General features: G+C 41.2%; 12 protein-coding genes. 6 read left to right on the top strand and 6 right to left on the bottom strand.

Going from position 1 to position 16,075, the window contains the following annotated elements:
- Positions 1-127 precede the first annotated feature (127 nt).
- Both NSS67_RS12245 and NSS67_RS12240 read left to right on the top strand, forming a co-directional pair.
- Entirely contained in the window at positions 128-1,981 is a 1,854-nt protein-coding gene (locus tag NSS67_RS12245; protein ID WP_339319782.1) for a histidine kinase, read from the top strand.
- Positions 1,956-3,524, top strand: coding sequence for a response regulator transcription factor (locus NSS67_RS12240; RefSeq protein ID WP_339319781.1), 1,569 nt, complete (start codon positions 1,956-1,958; stop codon positions 3,522-3,524). Before NSS67_RS12245 ends, NSS67_RS12240 begins: the two co-directional genes overlap by 26 nt.
- 99 nt (positions 3,525-3,623) lie before the next feature.
- On the opposite strand, the gene NSS67_RS12235 is transcribed toward NSS67_RS12240, so the two are convergent.
- From NSS67_RS12235 to NSS67_RS12220, 4 genes are all read right to left on the bottom strand, one after another.
- Complete coding sequence (locus NSS67_RS12235; protein ID WP_339319780.1) at positions 3,624-7,082, bottom strand: glycoside hydrolase family 2 TIM barrel-domain containing protein; 3,459 nt, start codon at positions 7,080-7,082, stop codon at positions 3,624-3,626.
- Between the two features lie 43 nt (positions 7,083-7,125).
- Entirely contained in the window at positions 7,126-7,956 is an 831-nt protein-coding gene (locus NSS67_RS12230; protein ID WP_339319779.1) for a carbohydrate ABC transporter permease, read from the bottom strand.
- Positions 7,956-8,831: a sugar ABC transporter permease gene (locus NSS67_RS12225; protein WP_339319778.1), complete on the bottom strand. Its 876-nt coding sequence runs from the start codon at positions 8,829-8,831 to the stop codon at positions 7,956-7,958. The genes NSS67_RS12230 and NSS67_RS12225 overlap by 1 nt, the downstream gene beginning before the upstream one ends.
- A 133-nt stretch (positions 8,832-8,964) precedes the next feature.
- A complete protein-coding gene (locus tag NSS67_RS12220) occupies positions 8,965-10,311 on the bottom strand; it encodes an extracellular solute-binding protein (RefSeq protein WP_339319777.1) in 1,347 nt (448 codons plus the stop codon).
- A 238-nt stretch (positions 10,312-10,549) separates the two neighbouring features.
- On the opposite strand from NSS67_RS12220, the gene NSS67_RS12215 reads away from it, so the two are divergent.
- Complete coding sequence (locus tag NSS67_RS12215) at positions 10,550-11,152, top strand: hypothetical protein (protein WP_339319776.1); 603 nt, start codon at positions 10,550-10,552, stop codon at positions 11,150-11,152.
- Between the two features lie 93 nt (positions 11,153-11,245).
- Here NSS67_RS12215 and NSS67_RS12210 read toward each other — a convergent pair whose 3' ends face one another.
- The gene (locus NSS67_RS12210; RefSeq protein ID WP_339319775.1) at positions 11,246-11,605 is read right to left on the bottom strand and encodes a (2Fe-2S) ferredoxin domain-containing protein; all 360 of its coding nucleotides are present in this window, start codon (positions 11,603-11,605) and stop codon (positions 11,246-11,248) included.
- A gap of 230 nt (positions 11,606-11,835) precedes the next feature.
- Here NSS67_RS12210 and NSS67_RS12205 point away from each other — a divergent pair, with 230 nt between their 5' ends.
- The 3 genes from NSS67_RS12205 to NSS67_RS12195 all read left to right on the top strand — a co-directional run bounded on the left by NSS67_RS12205 (position 11,836) and on the right by NSS67_RS12195 (position 14,955).
- Positions 11,836-13,422 (top strand): AraC family transcriptional regulator, encoded by a 1,587-nt coding sequence (locus tag NSS67_RS12205; protein ID WP_339319774.1) that lies wholly within the window; start codon positions 11,836-11,838, stop codon positions 13,420-13,422.
- A 160-nt stretch (positions 13,423-13,582) separates the two neighbouring features.
- Positions 13,583-14,548: an ABC transporter substrate-binding protein gene (locus tag NSS67_RS12200; RefSeq protein ID WP_339320583.1), complete on the top strand. Its 966-nt coding sequence runs from the start codon at positions 13,583-13,585 to the stop codon at positions 14,546-14,548.
- A gap of 176 nt (positions 14,549-14,724) precedes the next feature.
- Positions 14,725-14,955, top strand: a complete 231-nt coding sequence (locus NSS67_RS12195) for a hypothetical protein (RefSeq protein WP_339319773.1) — start codon at positions 14,725-14,727, stop codon at positions 14,953-14,955.
- A gap of 1 nt (position 14,956) precedes the next feature.
- On the opposite strand, the gene NSS67_RS12190 is transcribed toward NSS67_RS12195, so the two are convergent.
- Complete coding sequence (locus NSS67_RS12190) at positions 14,957-16,054, bottom strand: GerAB/ArcD/ProY family transporter (protein WP_339319772.1); 1,098 nt, start codon at positions 16,052-16,054, stop codon at positions 14,957-14,959.
- Between the last annotated feature and the right edge of the window lie 21 nt (positions 16,055-16,075).

The following is a 16,075-nucleotide window of genomic DNA, read 5'->3' as shown; positions in this document are numbered from 1 at the left end:
TTATCTTTTACAATAGACAGATTACCGAGTTAAATATGCCAGGTGGTCATCTTTAGGGCCAGGCCAGATACTTCAATTTGTAATCGCTTTCGAAATGTGACAATCCCCTTGAAGGTGGTTATTCTCCATGGCCAAACTATTCAAAAAAAATAGTCTCTTCACCAAAATCTCTATTTACTACGCTGTTATACTTTTATGCTCATCCATGGTTATAATTTATTTCACGACGAAACAAGTGTCCAAAGAGGTTACGGGACTAAATATTTCTCTGCAGAACAATATTTTGGATCAAGTCTCAGAAAGTCTTGACGATCTATACGATGACTTGAACAATTTAACCAAGGTATTAGCTTACGAGGGCAATCTTGAAAACCCATTCTATAGTTTCCTGAATACAACCAACGAGACGGACAAGGCTTTGCAAATGAATTATGATTTTTCAAGATTTTTTCTAAATTTCAATAGCTCTAGATATCAAATTTCATCGATTTTACTCCTCAATAATGTGTCTGATACCCCCTACTTCTGGGGAGCAAATAATATTGGACGTGTAAATGGCTACCACTTTGCCGACCAGAATTGGTATAAAGCGATTAAGCAAAATGAGCGACAAATTACCATTATGGATACGAACATTCCCGATTATTTAGACAATTTCAATACCAACAAATATATGATCACTTTTGCCCGCAATATTTATGATATTCAGAAGATTCGTGATCTTCGCGACATCGGGACGATTATTGTAAACCTACAAACGGAAACGTTCCAACATATTTTCGAGAGTTATACGAAGGATTTTAAAGGAGATTTCTACATATTTGGTGAAGATGGCTCGATCATATACGATTACAAGAATAGATACACAGGCCAGAAGCCTGATTCATTTACAGACTTAGCGAATACGCTCACACAAGAGCGTGGTCATCAATTCGTAAATTGGGAACGAGGCAAATATATCAGTTATACCACGGTACCATCTTTTAAGTGGAAGCTTGTCACAGTCATTCCGCACTCTCAGCTAACCAATGGAATTTCCAAAATTAATCTCACCATTATAATAACTGTCATGATCGCGATTGTTTGTTTGATGCTGACACTGTTATTGATTTCAAGAGGCTTTTTCAAACGATTGAATCTAGTGCTAAAAGCAATTCACCGCATCGAAGAAGGTAATTTCATCCCTGTCATTCCGTTTAAACAACAGGATGAGATTGGACAGCTAGCTTCAAGCATAGACATCATGCGTCTGCGGCTGAAGGATTTCATTGATACCTCCTATATCAGCAGCATACGCCGTCAGGAAGCAGAGTTAAAGGCGTTACAGATGCAGGTTAATCCGCATTTTCTGTATAACACGCTTGAGAGTATTCGGATGAAAGCCGCTCTGAATCAGGATACGGACGTAGCGCACATGATTAAGATATTGGCCGACTTATTCCGCTGGAATGTGAAGGAGATGAATGCAGTCATATCGCTGGAAGAAGAGATTGAGTTTATCAGTACCTATCTCGACATTCAAAAGATTCGCTTTGGACAACAGCTGACCTACACCATCGACATACCGCCGGACATATTATCGTTCGGTATCCTTAAGCTTATGCTGCAGCCTATTGTGGAAAATTCTTTTATTCATGGTTTCAGGAATAGCTCCGGTTCTTGCAGCATTCACATACAAGCAGAACGTATGGAGGACTGTCTGCTCATTCGCATAAGCGATAATGGCTCAGGCATGCCGCCTGACCAGATCGCGCTCCTTAATCACCAGCTTCGCAGGCAGAGCAATCTCGAACGAGAGCCAAGCAATGCGGTCGGTATATCCAATGTACATGAACGAATTTGTTTATTATTCGGATTTGACAGCATCTATGGATTACAGATTTCGAGTAATGCTCATGGCGGTATTACGGTTGCTGCTTGTTTCCCTGCCAAACATATACTGGAGATGAGACAATATGTTAAAAACGATCATAGTCGATGATGAATCGATCATACGGCAAGGCATCAAGCAGTTAATCCCGTGGGAAGAGCTAGGCTATTGCATTGTGGATGAAGCTTCGGATGGAGAAACGGCATTAACTAAGCTTAAATCTGCTTATTTCCATGTAATGATTACGGATATATCGATGCCAAATATGAACGGTCTCGAGTTAATACAGGAAATCAGAACCTTTAATCCCGAGCTAAAAATTATTGTTCTAAGCGGATACAATGAATTTGAATACGTGAAGGAAGCCATGAAATATCAAGTGGATAATTATTTGCTGAAGCCTATCTCCGAACAGGAATTAATCGAAACTTTGCTAAATGTGAAACACGCCATTAGCACGAAGATCGAGCATCAGTATTTGGGTAGCGAGCATTCACAAATCTTAACCAATCATCTAATGAACAGAATGATTCAACATAAGATCTCCATGATTGAATTTCGTAACCGGGCAAATTTCCTGCAAATCGAAATTCCAAGTGCACCTTATCGCAAGGCGATTATTGAGTTGGAATGTTTGGCAGCGAAATACGATGAAGAACTAGACAGCATGGAGTACGCCACACTCTATGCATGCCTTAACGTTGTGAAAGAGATATTCCGAAATGATGGATTAGCCTCTGTTGTATTCGAGGATAGTCAGCACCGGATCGTATGTCTTTTTGAGGATATGAATACAGCTGAAACGCCAGAGCAAAAAATGGAAGGTATTCTTCATGCAATACGCATCTACGTTAAGACAACCGTAACGATCGTACTTAGCGATCAAGCGTATTCGTTATCGGGTCTTCATCAAGCCTATTCGGAAGCGATCAAGTTGCTTGAATATACATTTTTTCTCGGGTATAACCTGGTCATTACCAGCAGCTCGATTCCCGTTAGCTCTCATGTATCGATTAACGAGGAAGAATGGCTCTCAAGTTATGAAAGATCCATCCGTAGCTGCAGCCTGGAGACCACCAAACAGATAATAATGGAATTGTTCACAAAGAAACTTCAAGAAGCGGTCCCCCCCAGAACCTATATTGAATACATGGCCATGAAATTTATCTTTAATAGTGTCGAGGTATTGAAAGAATATAACGGCAATCTCTCCTTCTTATATGACGGTCAAACCAGTCTGTATCAGCGGCTTACTTCCTTGAATTCGATCGATGCGATCGCCGAGCATTTAATTCTTATCTCCTCCGAGGTCATCGCTAATATTCAGCGTTTGCAGCAATCCCGGCCGAGCAAGATTATCGAAGCGGTCTGCAGCTACATCGATGAGCATTATGCGGAGGATATTAAGCTTAAGGACCTTGGCGAAATTTACTATATGAATTCAAGCTATTTGGGCAAGTTATTCCGCAAGGATAAAGGCGAATCCTATAACGATTATTTGAATAAAGTAAGATTGACACAAGCGAAGCATTTATTAAAGTCGACGAATCAACGAATCTATCAAATTGCGGAGTCGGTAGGCTACAAAGACTACAACTATTTTTGTAGAATTTTTAAACAGCAATTCGGTGTGCTGCCTAGCAACGTAAAGTAATCAGCGAATCCGTAACTATGAAAAATGAGCCTTCAGATTAGAACTGAGGCTCATTTTTCATTGTAGGAAACTGGATATAAATTAGCAATGCATCAGAAATTAACGATTATGATCTGTAAAGCGTAGCGTGACCTGATTCTCGTAACCGTCTGATATTTTAATGACTGGTCCCAAGTAGTTACCCCAGCTTAATCCAGAGTATCTCCACTCATTATTTACGATCAGTTTTGCTTCAATTTCTGTAATTGTAGTAGAATCAATAATTTCGAAGGCATCGATCGAAACCATTCTTCCCTCGTTATCTTCAGGCACTTCAATCGTTATCGTGTGCTGCCCGTACATAAGATCCTTAATTTCGTATATTTGCTGATAAAGAGGCGTACCAATATCACTAAATGTATCAATTCGCTCAGGATGCTGCTGATCAATGCTTACTAGCATTTTCCCATTTGTCCGTTGCTTCTTATACAATACTCTAATTCCGGTACCCTGGAAGGAGAATTCCGCTTTCGCGCCAGGCTGATTGGAGAAGGTCTCTGTTCCTAAAAGACATTTCGGATCTGAGCCATCTTGCCAATTACCAGTATAACTTATTTGTTCCAGATCCCTATCTTGAATTACAGGACGCTTGGTATATCCATAATGAATCCGCGCCGCATCAGTCCCTGGCGATTCTACCCTTATTCGAGCATCTGTATGTTCGAATAAAACGGAGTAATACTTAATATGCTCTCTCATACTATTAAAATCTCTTGTAACGAGCCCTTTTGTCCGGTCCGAGCGATCTTCGAGGTAAAAATTACGCATATCATCTTTCCAATTCCAGCTTGGAGCGATGCGATAACGATCCGGTTCGCTTTCTGCGTCTTGGCGAATACGATCCGCATGACCAAACGATCTACCGATATGATGTTCAGGATAAACCGAATGAGCTCCTTCCTTCCTCCATTCCACCCCTGTTACACCTTGATGAAGATCGAACACTAACCCGAGCTCATTTAATTTCGCATCCCACTGATCATCTTGCGATTGATGAAGCTCGAACATGACTCCGTAATCACTTTGTTCATAATTTATTTTACAATCTAATAATCGATAGCTTGTTGTAAATTTACCAGTATTTTCGATCGTTTGTAGAAATTGCACCTTCAAGCCATTGCTATATTCACCAATGATTAAGAGTTCTACAAGCTGCTCTGTCGAGCGTGGAATGCTCATACTCTCAGCATTCCACTCACCAAGTTCCTCTCCTGTCAGATGAAGACGAGGACCTCCTGTCATGAGCAGCTGCCCTTGATAAGTAGCTGTCACAATCTGAGCGGTCTGCTTGGAGTACACAATTTCAAGTGCTTCACTACAAATCGAAAGCTGATCGTCAGATTCCTCAACGCTTAAACTTCCTAATCGTTCTTCCTCAAATGTAAAGATTGCTGCTGCTAGAGGCAAGTCATACTCATCTACAGTTATTCCGTCAGTTGTAATAAACTTCACATATACATGCTCGGCTTCTCTCCAAGCTCGCTTAGGAAATACGAGTACTCCTTGCTGATACGGTTTTACATCTGGCCCCATCATTTGCCCTTGCTCTACGATATGATCGTCTACAGTAATACTCCATAGCACTTGAACCTCAAGCAAATTCGTATGATTAAACCAATTGAAGATAGGAATTCGTAGCTCCGCATGCCCAGGGTTACCTAGCGGCTTATCCTCGATCCGAATAGGAGAGTAGGCTTTCTTCGTAAGCCAATATTCTGGTTTCTCTCGTCGCCACTGATCGCACATATTTCCCCATTCACCATAACCTGCAGCCGTGCCACTGGAATGCAGCTGATGTCTTTCGCGAACTCCCTCTGGCAGTTGAAAAACATCATCAATATTAGCCCATAAAGCTCCACCTAATGCACCTTCTGTAAGTACTATCTGTTGCCAAAATTTAGTTAAGCTCTCACCCCAGAAATTCCGAACATTATTATCACGCTCTAATTCATTCAAATTATAGCAAGCAATATGCGCATATTCATCGTGAATGACAGGCCCATTATACTCGATAACTAGCTCTTCCGATCCTTCACCATTGGTGTATCCAGCTCGAAGATAAACTGGACTATCCGTATACTTTGCATAATGCACGCTATAGATATCCATCACGGTGCCGTCTTCAATATTAAATGGATAGCTGAATTTAGCCGGTCGACTCCTATCGACTTGTTTAATATATTGATATTGCTTCCTGAATTTATCCCCTTCGACGCCTGCGCGCCAGCCTGATTCATTGCCAAGGGACCAAATAAGGACACATGGATGGCTTTTGTCTCGCTCTACCATTTCCGAGAATTGATCCATAAACCAGCTTTCATCATCTCTCCAGGGACCCGGTCCGTTTGCATATTGAAAGTTAACCGCGGTCTCTTCTTCAACGTACATCCCTAGCTCATCGCAAGCATCCAAAAATTCTTGTGTCGGTGGATAATGCGTGGTTCGCACATAATTAACGTTTTGCCCTTTCAAAAGCACAACGTCCTCGCGATCCATCTCTGGCGTTACTGTACGGCCTAATGTCGGGTGGACATGATGTCTACATGTGCCTCTGAGCTTAACACGTTGTCCATTAACGTAAATTTCCCGTTTATCTGTACCATCCTTGCCACCGTAAGTAATCTTGCGAAACCCTACTTTTACTTGGCAAGCCTGTAGCAGTTGGGTTTGCAAGGATTCGTTATAAAGCTTGGCTTGCAATGTATACAGATTAGGATGCTCAGCATCCCATTTTACAGGATTAGCAATATGGAAAATGACTTCTTTTACCTGAGATTCCGCCTGAAACTCGATGAATGAATGATCGAGCTGAATAACGTTGTTATGAGAATCGAGAAGCTCCAATTGAACAAACGAGGCCGCAGCATACCCTAATGAAACACCTAGCGTAACCGTCAACTCCGCATCATGAAAAGTTTTATCAAAATCAACCGTATAATGCATTTTAGTTATATGTGTTTGAGGTACTGCTAACAGCTCTACGCTATTAATAATGCCTCCCATATTGTGATGGGCATAAATACTACCGATCGATGGATCCCAAATATCATCTATGAATTCAACAATGACTGTCGCCTCAGAACCTGGAACGACTTGATGGGTGATGTCACAATCCCAAGTCGTAAAACCGCCTCTATGCTCTCGGATATATTCGTTATTTACCCACACCTTAGCTTTTGAATATACGCCGTTAAATCGCAAAAAAATCTTATTTTCAGTATAATTAGAAGGTATCATGAATTTCGTTTTATAATAATACGGGACATCATTCTCAAGATCATGACCCTGCATGGCTGGTTCACCAGGGACCAGAATATCACTCCATGTCACCAAACCTCTGTCCGAATGAATAATATCGTCGAAGGATCTAGCGCCATTTCCGAACTGCCAATGAAAGCCTGCGTCACTGTTCAAGCTTAGAACAGGTGATGGAATGTCGAGGCAATAATTAGGTTTCGGGATAATAACAGGTTCTTCCCATACCAGTATATTTCCAGATGTCATTTCTTCATGCCGCATATACAATTCCTCCAAGCATCTTCAAATTTGACATTGCTACTTGCTAGCCTTTAACCGCACCGGTTGTAATTCCGCTAATAAATTGCTTCTGCATTAGCATAAACAAGAGCATCGCAGGAAGTGAAGTAATAATCATACCTGCAAAAGCATGATTCCATGACGTATTGTATTGGCTTATAAATGCGTAGAATGCCAATGTAATCGTCTCGCCCTTTTGAGCTCCTAAAAATATGAACGGATTAATAAAGTCATTCCACGTCCACATCGATACAAAGATAATGACAGTAGACGTTGCAGGCTTCAATAATGGAAATACAATTTGCCAATACATACGAATCGTTCCGCAACCGTCCATAGTTGCTGATTCATCAAGTTCACGAGGGACACTTTTCATGAAGCCGGTAAACAAAAATATACAGAAAGGCATGTATAAACCAATATAGAACAATAGCAATCCTCCAAAGCTTTGCATAAGTCCCAGTGTTTTTAGCAGCTTAATCATAGGGATATACAGCGTTTGTGGCGGAATCATCATACCGGCTAAGAATAAGAGATAAATAGCTCCCGTCCAGCGATTAGCCTTACGCTGTATCGTAAAAGCAGCCATAGAGCTCGTAACGACCATTAGAATTAACGTCGCCGCTGTAATGATAAAGCTGTTTTTGAATATAGCCCACATATCTATGGTCTGAAATACTTCCAAATAATTTTTTAAATAAAAGGATGTTGGGAATGCAAATGGATTTAATCCAGTTTCCTGAGCAGGCTTAAAGGCATTAACTATAGCAATGTAAGCTGGAACAAGCATCAAGATTCCAATCAAAACCATTAGAAGTTCGAGACCAAGATTAATTAATTTATTCTTTTTCTCCATTATGCTTCAACCTCCCGCTTGCGTAGATACAGTACTTGGACCAGTGATAGCAGCGCTATGAAGACAAACAACAACATGGCCAGTGCCGAAGCGTATCCTTGCTTGTTCGAGACAAAGGCTTGCGAGATGATATTAAAGGCAATAGTTTCGGTTGTGAAACCGGGGCCTCCATCTGTCATAACCTTTACGACATCATAGGTCTTAAGACCGCTAATAAAGCAAAGAATCCAGTTAATAGTAAATGAAGAGGATAATAATGGGAAAATAACGGTTTTGAATTTTTGAAATCTTCCTGCCCCATCAATGGTAGCAGCCTCTAATACATCTGAAGGGACCGTTTGCAGTGCCGCCAAATAAATAACGGTATAGAAGCCTATCGATTGCCAAATGATGACAAAAGTAATGGAGAACAGAACAATGCTTTGGTCTCCCAACCAATCCATCATCAGACCATCTAGTGCAAATAGCTGCAATACATAATTCAGAACACCTGAATTGTAATTGTAAATGTAAGCCCACACAAATCCTACGACAACAAAGCTTAATATTTGTGGATAAAAGACCAAGAACCGGAACAGCCCTTTACCTCTTCTAATCATGTTCAGCAGCATTGCCAGCAGAAGAGCAAGTATGTTAATGATGCAACAGCTGATGACGGTTATGATCAGCGTTACTTTGACCGAGTAAAAAAAACGATCATCCTGGAATGCAGTAACGTAATTGTCGAAACCAATAAAATCATAAACCGACTTAACCCCGTCGAAATTAGTGAAGCTGAAATAAAAGCTCATAAAAATGGGTACGATCGCAAAAATGAGATATCCGATTAAGGCAGGTGCTAATAATATGATATAGGGCAGTATTTTTTTGTTCATCTCGCACTCACTCTCCTTGATAAGAAGGAACGGTATTGTCGACATTAAAGACGGTAACCGTTTCTTGTGAAAATTTTCGTAAAGCTTTTAATAAGAAGGCGCAAAGGTAAGATCTTTGCGCCTTTTGTAGCTACTAATTTTTCAAACGCTTCCATTCAGCGTCAGCACCAGCTATTTCTTTGGCGATATCACTTCCACTGATTACGTTTTGCAATGATTTAAACAGATAGGAGTCCATTCCAGATACCCATGCTGTCTCACCTAATCCAAAGCCAGGCAGTGGATACGGTGTTAAGCCTTTAATTCCATCTAGCACAGCTTGACCATATTCGTTGATTGGATATTCCACGGGTTCTGCAGTTGTAGAGAAAGCAGATTCTGTTTCTAGCAAGCTAGCATATACTTCCTTATCTTCAAACAGGAACTTCACAAATTTCAAAGCTGCTTCCGGATGTTTTGAGGTTGCGGACACGCTCCATCCTTCGGAGCCTTTGCTTAAGTATCCTTTGACACCGCTTTCAGAAGGAAGTGGGAAGAATCCAACATCAAAACCAGGCTTTAAGCTAGGCAAGTCAGCACCGGCGATCCATGATCCCATCAGGTACATCGCAGCCTTTCCTGAAGTGAATTGCTCCGTCGCTTGCTGATAGTTGATACCTAAAACACCTTTACCGAATGCCCCCATTTTATTCAGCTCATCAAACTTCTTCATCGCATTCTCAAATACAGGATCTGCAAATGTAGCTTGATCTTGGGCACGAAGCTTAGGATAGTCAGGATTGGATTCAAGGGCTTCCGTACCAATTAACGGCCATAAACCACTCATTCCAAGGACCCAGCTATCTTTTCCTGAGATCGACATTGGAATAACTTTGCTAGCTTTCAGTTTATCAATGGCAGCTACTAGCTCAGACCATTTCGTAGGGATTGCGATGCCTTGCTCTTGGAACATATTTTTATTGTAAAAAACACCAACTACATCTGTTTTGTACGGCATGGTATAAAGCTTTCCATTCGTTCTTCCAAACTGCGGGTCTGCAAGTAGACTAGAAACATCGTCTGGAATTTCAAGCAAAGCGTTTGCCCCAACGAATTCGTCGGCGGACTGTACCGTCATCACGTCCGGCATATCTCCGGAAGTAAGCGATGTTTTCAAAAATTCCGTTGCTGTTAAATTTGAATTGTTAGCGATACCAGTTACTTTAATGTCCGGATTTAATTCATGGAATTTGTCCTCAATTTTCTTGAAGAACTCCTTATTTCTCGCAGCGCCAACCTCTTGTCTAAACCATTTGATCTCAATCGTTTCCTTTGGCTTGCTCGAATCATCCGTACTTGGTGCTGTTGTAGCGGTATTAGTAGTAGTAGAATTTTGTGCATCCGTATTCCCTTTATTACCTTCAGCTGCATTATTCCCTGAACATCCTGCCAAACTAAGTACTGTCACAGAAGCAACAAATGCTAACAATCCTTTCTTCATCGTACCCCTCCTTGAATACTTGTGATCTTTCTGCCTTAATAATAAAACAATTCCTAAAGACTAGAAACGTAACAAATCCGCCATTTATCATGAATAAATAGAGCTCTTGTATCGCGAATGAGCGAACGATCAGTTTTAAAATTCTTGAATGAGATGATCATAAAAAGGCTCCTAATAACTCACAGATTATTCTATCGACGAATACTATATTAATAGTTCATAGAAAGGAGAATGCCTTTTGAAAAAGAGCGTTAAACGAAAAGCACAGTTAAAAAAAATCATTCAACGTTCAACATCTGCCACTCAGGTCAAGTATGATTATCTCCTCGGGGTTAATCGAAGTCGAAATGGTAACTGGCAATCAAGATGTGGTTGTACATTATTCGACTGCAGCACCAATAATAATGGACAAAATTATTTGACCATCCGTAATACAACGAATAAAGAAATCAGAGTCTTTATTAATGACTTTGGAGAAGAACAAGCCTTCAACCGTCAATGGGATAGCTTCATTGCTCGGACCGATTATCGTCTTTTTGATTCAGGTATAATTCCACCTAATTCAACTCGCGGTTCTTATTTCTATAACAATACAGGTGGAAAAAGAGGCGGAAATAGGCGGAATGTATTTCCCGGTACGGGTACAATAGGGCTTCAAGTTTTGGACCCATCTACTCATAGGATGACCTTTTGGGGTTTATGGTTTTCAGCTCCTGGGGTAGGTAAAGAGTGGTTACTATGCGGTTACGGCTATACCTTTAGGGTTGAAGAGGAGGTAACGTTAATTCAGACTGACAATTTACAAGTTAAGCGCCCTAAAAGGTTGAAAAATACTAAATAAAAAGGCAAAACCAACTCACCGGTTTGGCCTCTTTACTCTCATTGATGCATTGTCTTAGTTCACTGGGGTAGTGCCATTTTTATCAGCGGTGAACTATTTTTTCTTCTTCCCTTTAGCTCCCTTGTCATTTGCTGCAATCAACAGCCCATCATACGTATAAAGCACGTTGTCATCAAGCTTCTCGCCCTGTAAATGTTTCCGTACCAGCGACTTCGCTAATTTGGGCGTGATCTCTTTATACCACACCCCTTCAGGGTATGCGATCACAACGCAGGAATCTGAACATCTCCCATTACAACGAGTTACCGTTGTATGTATTAGACTCTGCGCACCTTGCTTTTCAATCTCATCTTCTATCGCTTCAGCTACCTCTTCACCTTTGTGTTTCTTGCAGCTGCTTCCATTACATATCAACAAATGACTTACAGTTCCTTGTAAATTCCAAGTTGTCATGAAATCCCATTCCTTTCATGCCTAAGATATCCCCACAAAGTGGGGCTTTGCTTCGATGCGTACTCAGGTACTTTGCGGGGGCCCCAAATATATACTTCCTGATTCGTTCACAATATTCCGTTAGTGGATTATTCTAAACACTATCATAAGAGTCATTATAGTCAATAGAAAGAATGACTGGTATACTATAGTGAGAATGATTATCACTGAAAAAGGGAGCGAGTACTTACATGTCCATCCAATCCGGCAGGATGCCACATCATTCCCATCCATTTTATATGCCTGTTAAGATCACTAGCCTAACCGGTCTTTCCCACTACACAACTGAAAATATCCCAGCGACTAACTCTAGCATTTTGATTGTATGGGGAGGCATTGGTCAGCTTAAGCTAGATGGTGAGCTTCACAGCGTCAAGGCCGGAAGTATCCTGACCTTTGATGTATTATCCGAATTGAATCCGGAATCCGAGCTACAGTTACAGGGGGTATGGATAGAATACTTCTGTATGACAAATCGAAAGCAAGAGAACTCTTTTTCAAATGAAATCTCTCAATTACACCACGCCTCAACTAGTTTGATGACGCTTGCAGGTGAACTTTACAGTGCCTGGATAGAACCAGATGAGCACAAACCGTTTAGGGTCCAGCAACTGTTCACCCAATTCATCGTGGAGCTTCATCATGAACAGTCTGCAAGAAAGAAGACGTCAGGAAGCTGGCTTGAACAAGTGTTTGAATATATAGAAGCACACTACAACGAAGATATCACCCGGGAGCAGATGGCTTCGTTAGCTGGGGTAAGTCCTGAGCACTTCTCACGTACCTTTCGAAAATTCATGGGCCAAACTTTCAGCGCTTATATTACACTGTTAAGAATCCGCAGAGCACAGCAACGAATCCTCACCAGTTCCCCAAATCTAACCACGCTGGCGCATGAGGTTGGTTATGAAGAAGGGACTTATCTAAGTCGTAAATTCAAGCAGCTTGTCGGCCTTTCACCTACGGCCTATCAGAACAAGAATAAAAGAATTGTAGCTCTGAACTACAATCACACAGCTATCCTACGTGTATTGGAAATTATGCCTCAACTCGGTGTGTATTCCGATTGGCAGCGAAGCTTGGAGCAGGTGCCCGCCTCTAAACAACTTACTATGTGCGAAGGTAATTCCTCTCTCCTCTTTGATTCGGTAGCTTCCGCAGAGCCAGATGTCATTATCAGCTATACTCTTCCTGAGAATAAGATCCTGACTCCTGTTGCTCCGGTCATTGAGCTACCCTTTATGCAAATGAGCTGGCGAGAGCAATTTGGGTTGATCGCCGATGTGGTCAATCGGAGACAGCGAGCAGAAGCATGGTTAAGTCATTATGACGGGCTATGCCATGCTGCCAATAAGAAACTGAACCATTCGTTAGGATCGGAAAGAGGAACGGCAATCGTATGGGAGATCAGTTCCCGAGCAGCGTATTGCTTCAGTAGCAGTTACGGCAGGGGCTGCCAGATTTTGTACGGCGATCTTGAATTCAAGCCACCATCCATCATTATGGAGAACGGAATAATGGATTCCGGGTATCTAGTGTCATCTATTGAGGAGATTGGGTCCTATTCTGCAGATTATATTATTATTACCAGCATCCCATCATCATCCGAGGGGAGAAAACGTCTCACTCGCCTTTTTCATTCCCATGATTGGAATCAATTAGATGCAGTCCGTAACAAACGGGTATATATTCTGAACAAGGCCGATATGTTTTATGGATTTGATCCACTATCTTCTCAAGCACAACTTCAAGAATTGCTACATGTGATGACATCATAAATATGCACAAACAAAGATCATATTCGTCCATAGTAAATACCCAGAGAAGATTGTAAAGTTCTTATTGAGAATGATAATCAATATACATAGGAGGAACAACAAATTGCATAATCAACAAAAGAGTATCAATAAACAAACCCATTGGCTTCTATTTCCCCTCATGCTGACATTAATTCTAGTCATTTCAGCTTGTGGAAATTCCAATACTACGGTGGAAAATACAGGTGGTACCAATAACACTAGCCAAACAGCAGCGCCAACCTATGCACCTGCTGAAAATAGTCAACAAGCGGAAAACACCGAAGCCCCTACTCTAAAAACAGTCAGCACCATAAATGGTGATATTGAAATTCCTGTTCATCCAAAACGAATTGTCGCTGAGGAATACTTGGGAAGTCTAATAGCACTTGATACCATCCCTGTCGGTGCGCCCGGATTGACCCTAGAGAATATGTATTACAAAGAAGCGCTAACCGGTGTTACAGATACAGGGACGTACGGCAAAATGTCACCTGAGAAAATCATCGCGCTGAATCCAGACTTAATTATTTCGGGACAAGCCGAAAGCTATGAAGCTCTCAGTAAAATTGCTCCTACTATCATTGTTCCTTATGGAGATCTGAAAGACGCGCATAAAGAATTGACCTATTTCGGTGAACTCCTTGGCAAGGAAGAAGAAGCAAAAAATTGGCTTGCAGATTATGACAAACGGATAGCCGATGCTAAAGCAAAAGTGGATAAGGCTATCCCAGCTGATGCAACCTTCTCTATCCTGGAAGACGGTGGGAAATCCATCTGGGCCTATGGCGACAATTTTGGGCGGGGTGGACAGCCTGTCTATCAGGCGCTAGGACGCAAGCCTCCTACAGCTGTAGCGGCGGAGATTATGGAGAAGCAGTGGGCGGAAATATCTAAAGAGGCGCTCGCTAAGTACGCAGGGGATTATATTATTCTAACCTCCAACAACCTTACAGAAGTTGATTACAAGGCCGATCCATTCTGGAGCAATCTTCCTGCTGTCAAAAATGGACATCTCTATGTATGGAAAGAAGAACGTTCTTGGTATTATGACCCTATCGCAGTATTATCACAGACCGAAGAGCTGGCCGCTTGGCTTACGAAATAAATGCAACGAGTTCTCAAAGCTAATTAACAATGACACCCTACTACCTTCAACAATGTTGGAGTGGTGGGGTTTTGTCATTCTGCCTTAATGACTACGAATTTCCGCAAGAGGTAATAATACTGTTTATCCACACTACAATGGTATCATTCTTATTTTACCAAAAGGAGTTGATAAATATGAAGTTATTATCCTTGTATTTCATGCTTGCATTTATGAGCTTGCTTATGGCTGTAATCATTGATCTTCTATCGGGAAGAACGCTTTCTGATTCAATGCGGTCGATCCATGCCTCCTTTGCTGTTACAAGCTTACAAGAATCTATGGTTATGTTTGTCTTTTTCTCCATTCCGTTTGTGAATGCCATTACAGCCTACATCCGAAAACGAAAACATAAATCCATCAAATAAACTAATGTACACTCCCAAATTTTCTGCGGAAGTAATGAACGATGAATAATAGAATTGGAACTGCAGCACAGAAATAAGGCAATACATATCTCAAAAAGACTTCTCCCTCATCTAAGTGTATCGTATAATTGGACGAACTAATTAATGAGCCGAACAGAACAACAACACCAACAGGAGCTACAAGCTTTCTACTGTCCTTGACCTTAAATAAATCGGCAGTGATCACCATTGCAGCGTAACAATACACTGACAATTTAAAGAATACACCAATGATCATTGTTAAGATAACCAGTGCGTCCATGCGTTGAATGAAATTAGCTAAGTTAACCAAAGTAATCGTAGTAAACATCGGAAAGGTTGTTCTGTCATAGATATCTGCACCTAAAACGGATATTTCAATAGCATGTATAAAGCTGAGTAATAATCCGCTTAATACGATTGTAATGATCCCTGTTCTCTTGGCCACTTTTGGTTTAATGATATGAGGTAAAATCGTAGTGAAGCAAATCATCTCCCCGAACGGAAACAGCCAAATGTTCAGGTAGGCCGATTTCAATGCATTCTTCCAGTCTGAGCCGTGGATTGGAAACAAGTTGTCCAGCTTTATAAGACCGGCAGCTACAACTAAAAAACAACAGACTACACCCATCAATATAATGAATAGCATATATATTTCTGCAGCCCGTGCAAACACTACAATGCCCTTACTCAAAATGTAGATAACGGCAACAATCATCATCGCATTAATAATGATCATTGGTGTTTTGTCATAAGATGCGGCTATTAATAAATCGCCTACTTCATGTAGATTTCTAGAGGCATTGAAGAGGAGAATTGGAATGAACGTTAAGCTTACCGGCCAACCTATAACATTGCCAAGTATCTTCCTTGTATACCCGCTAATAATCATGTCAGGATATTGACGGTATAAATATACATAGAGCATATACAGTAGAAGGCCACCGGGCAACGCTAACAAAATGGCAATCCATACTGCATGTCCACTTTCAAGTCCAATCGGTACCACAAGTGCGGTTCCCAATTCAAACAAAAGAATTAGGGCAAATAATTGATTCGCGCTGATAGTTTCTTTTCTCATAGGCTCCCCCTCCTTCTACCT

Source organism: Paenibacillus sp. FSL R10-2734 (assembly GCF_037963865.1).
Taxonomy (GTDB): Bacteria; Bacillota; Bacilli; order Paenibacillales; family Paenibacillaceae; genus Paenibacillus_AQ.
The sequence above is the reverse complement of the archived record's forward strand: the minus strand, read 5'-3'. Positions and strand labels throughout refer to the sequence as shown.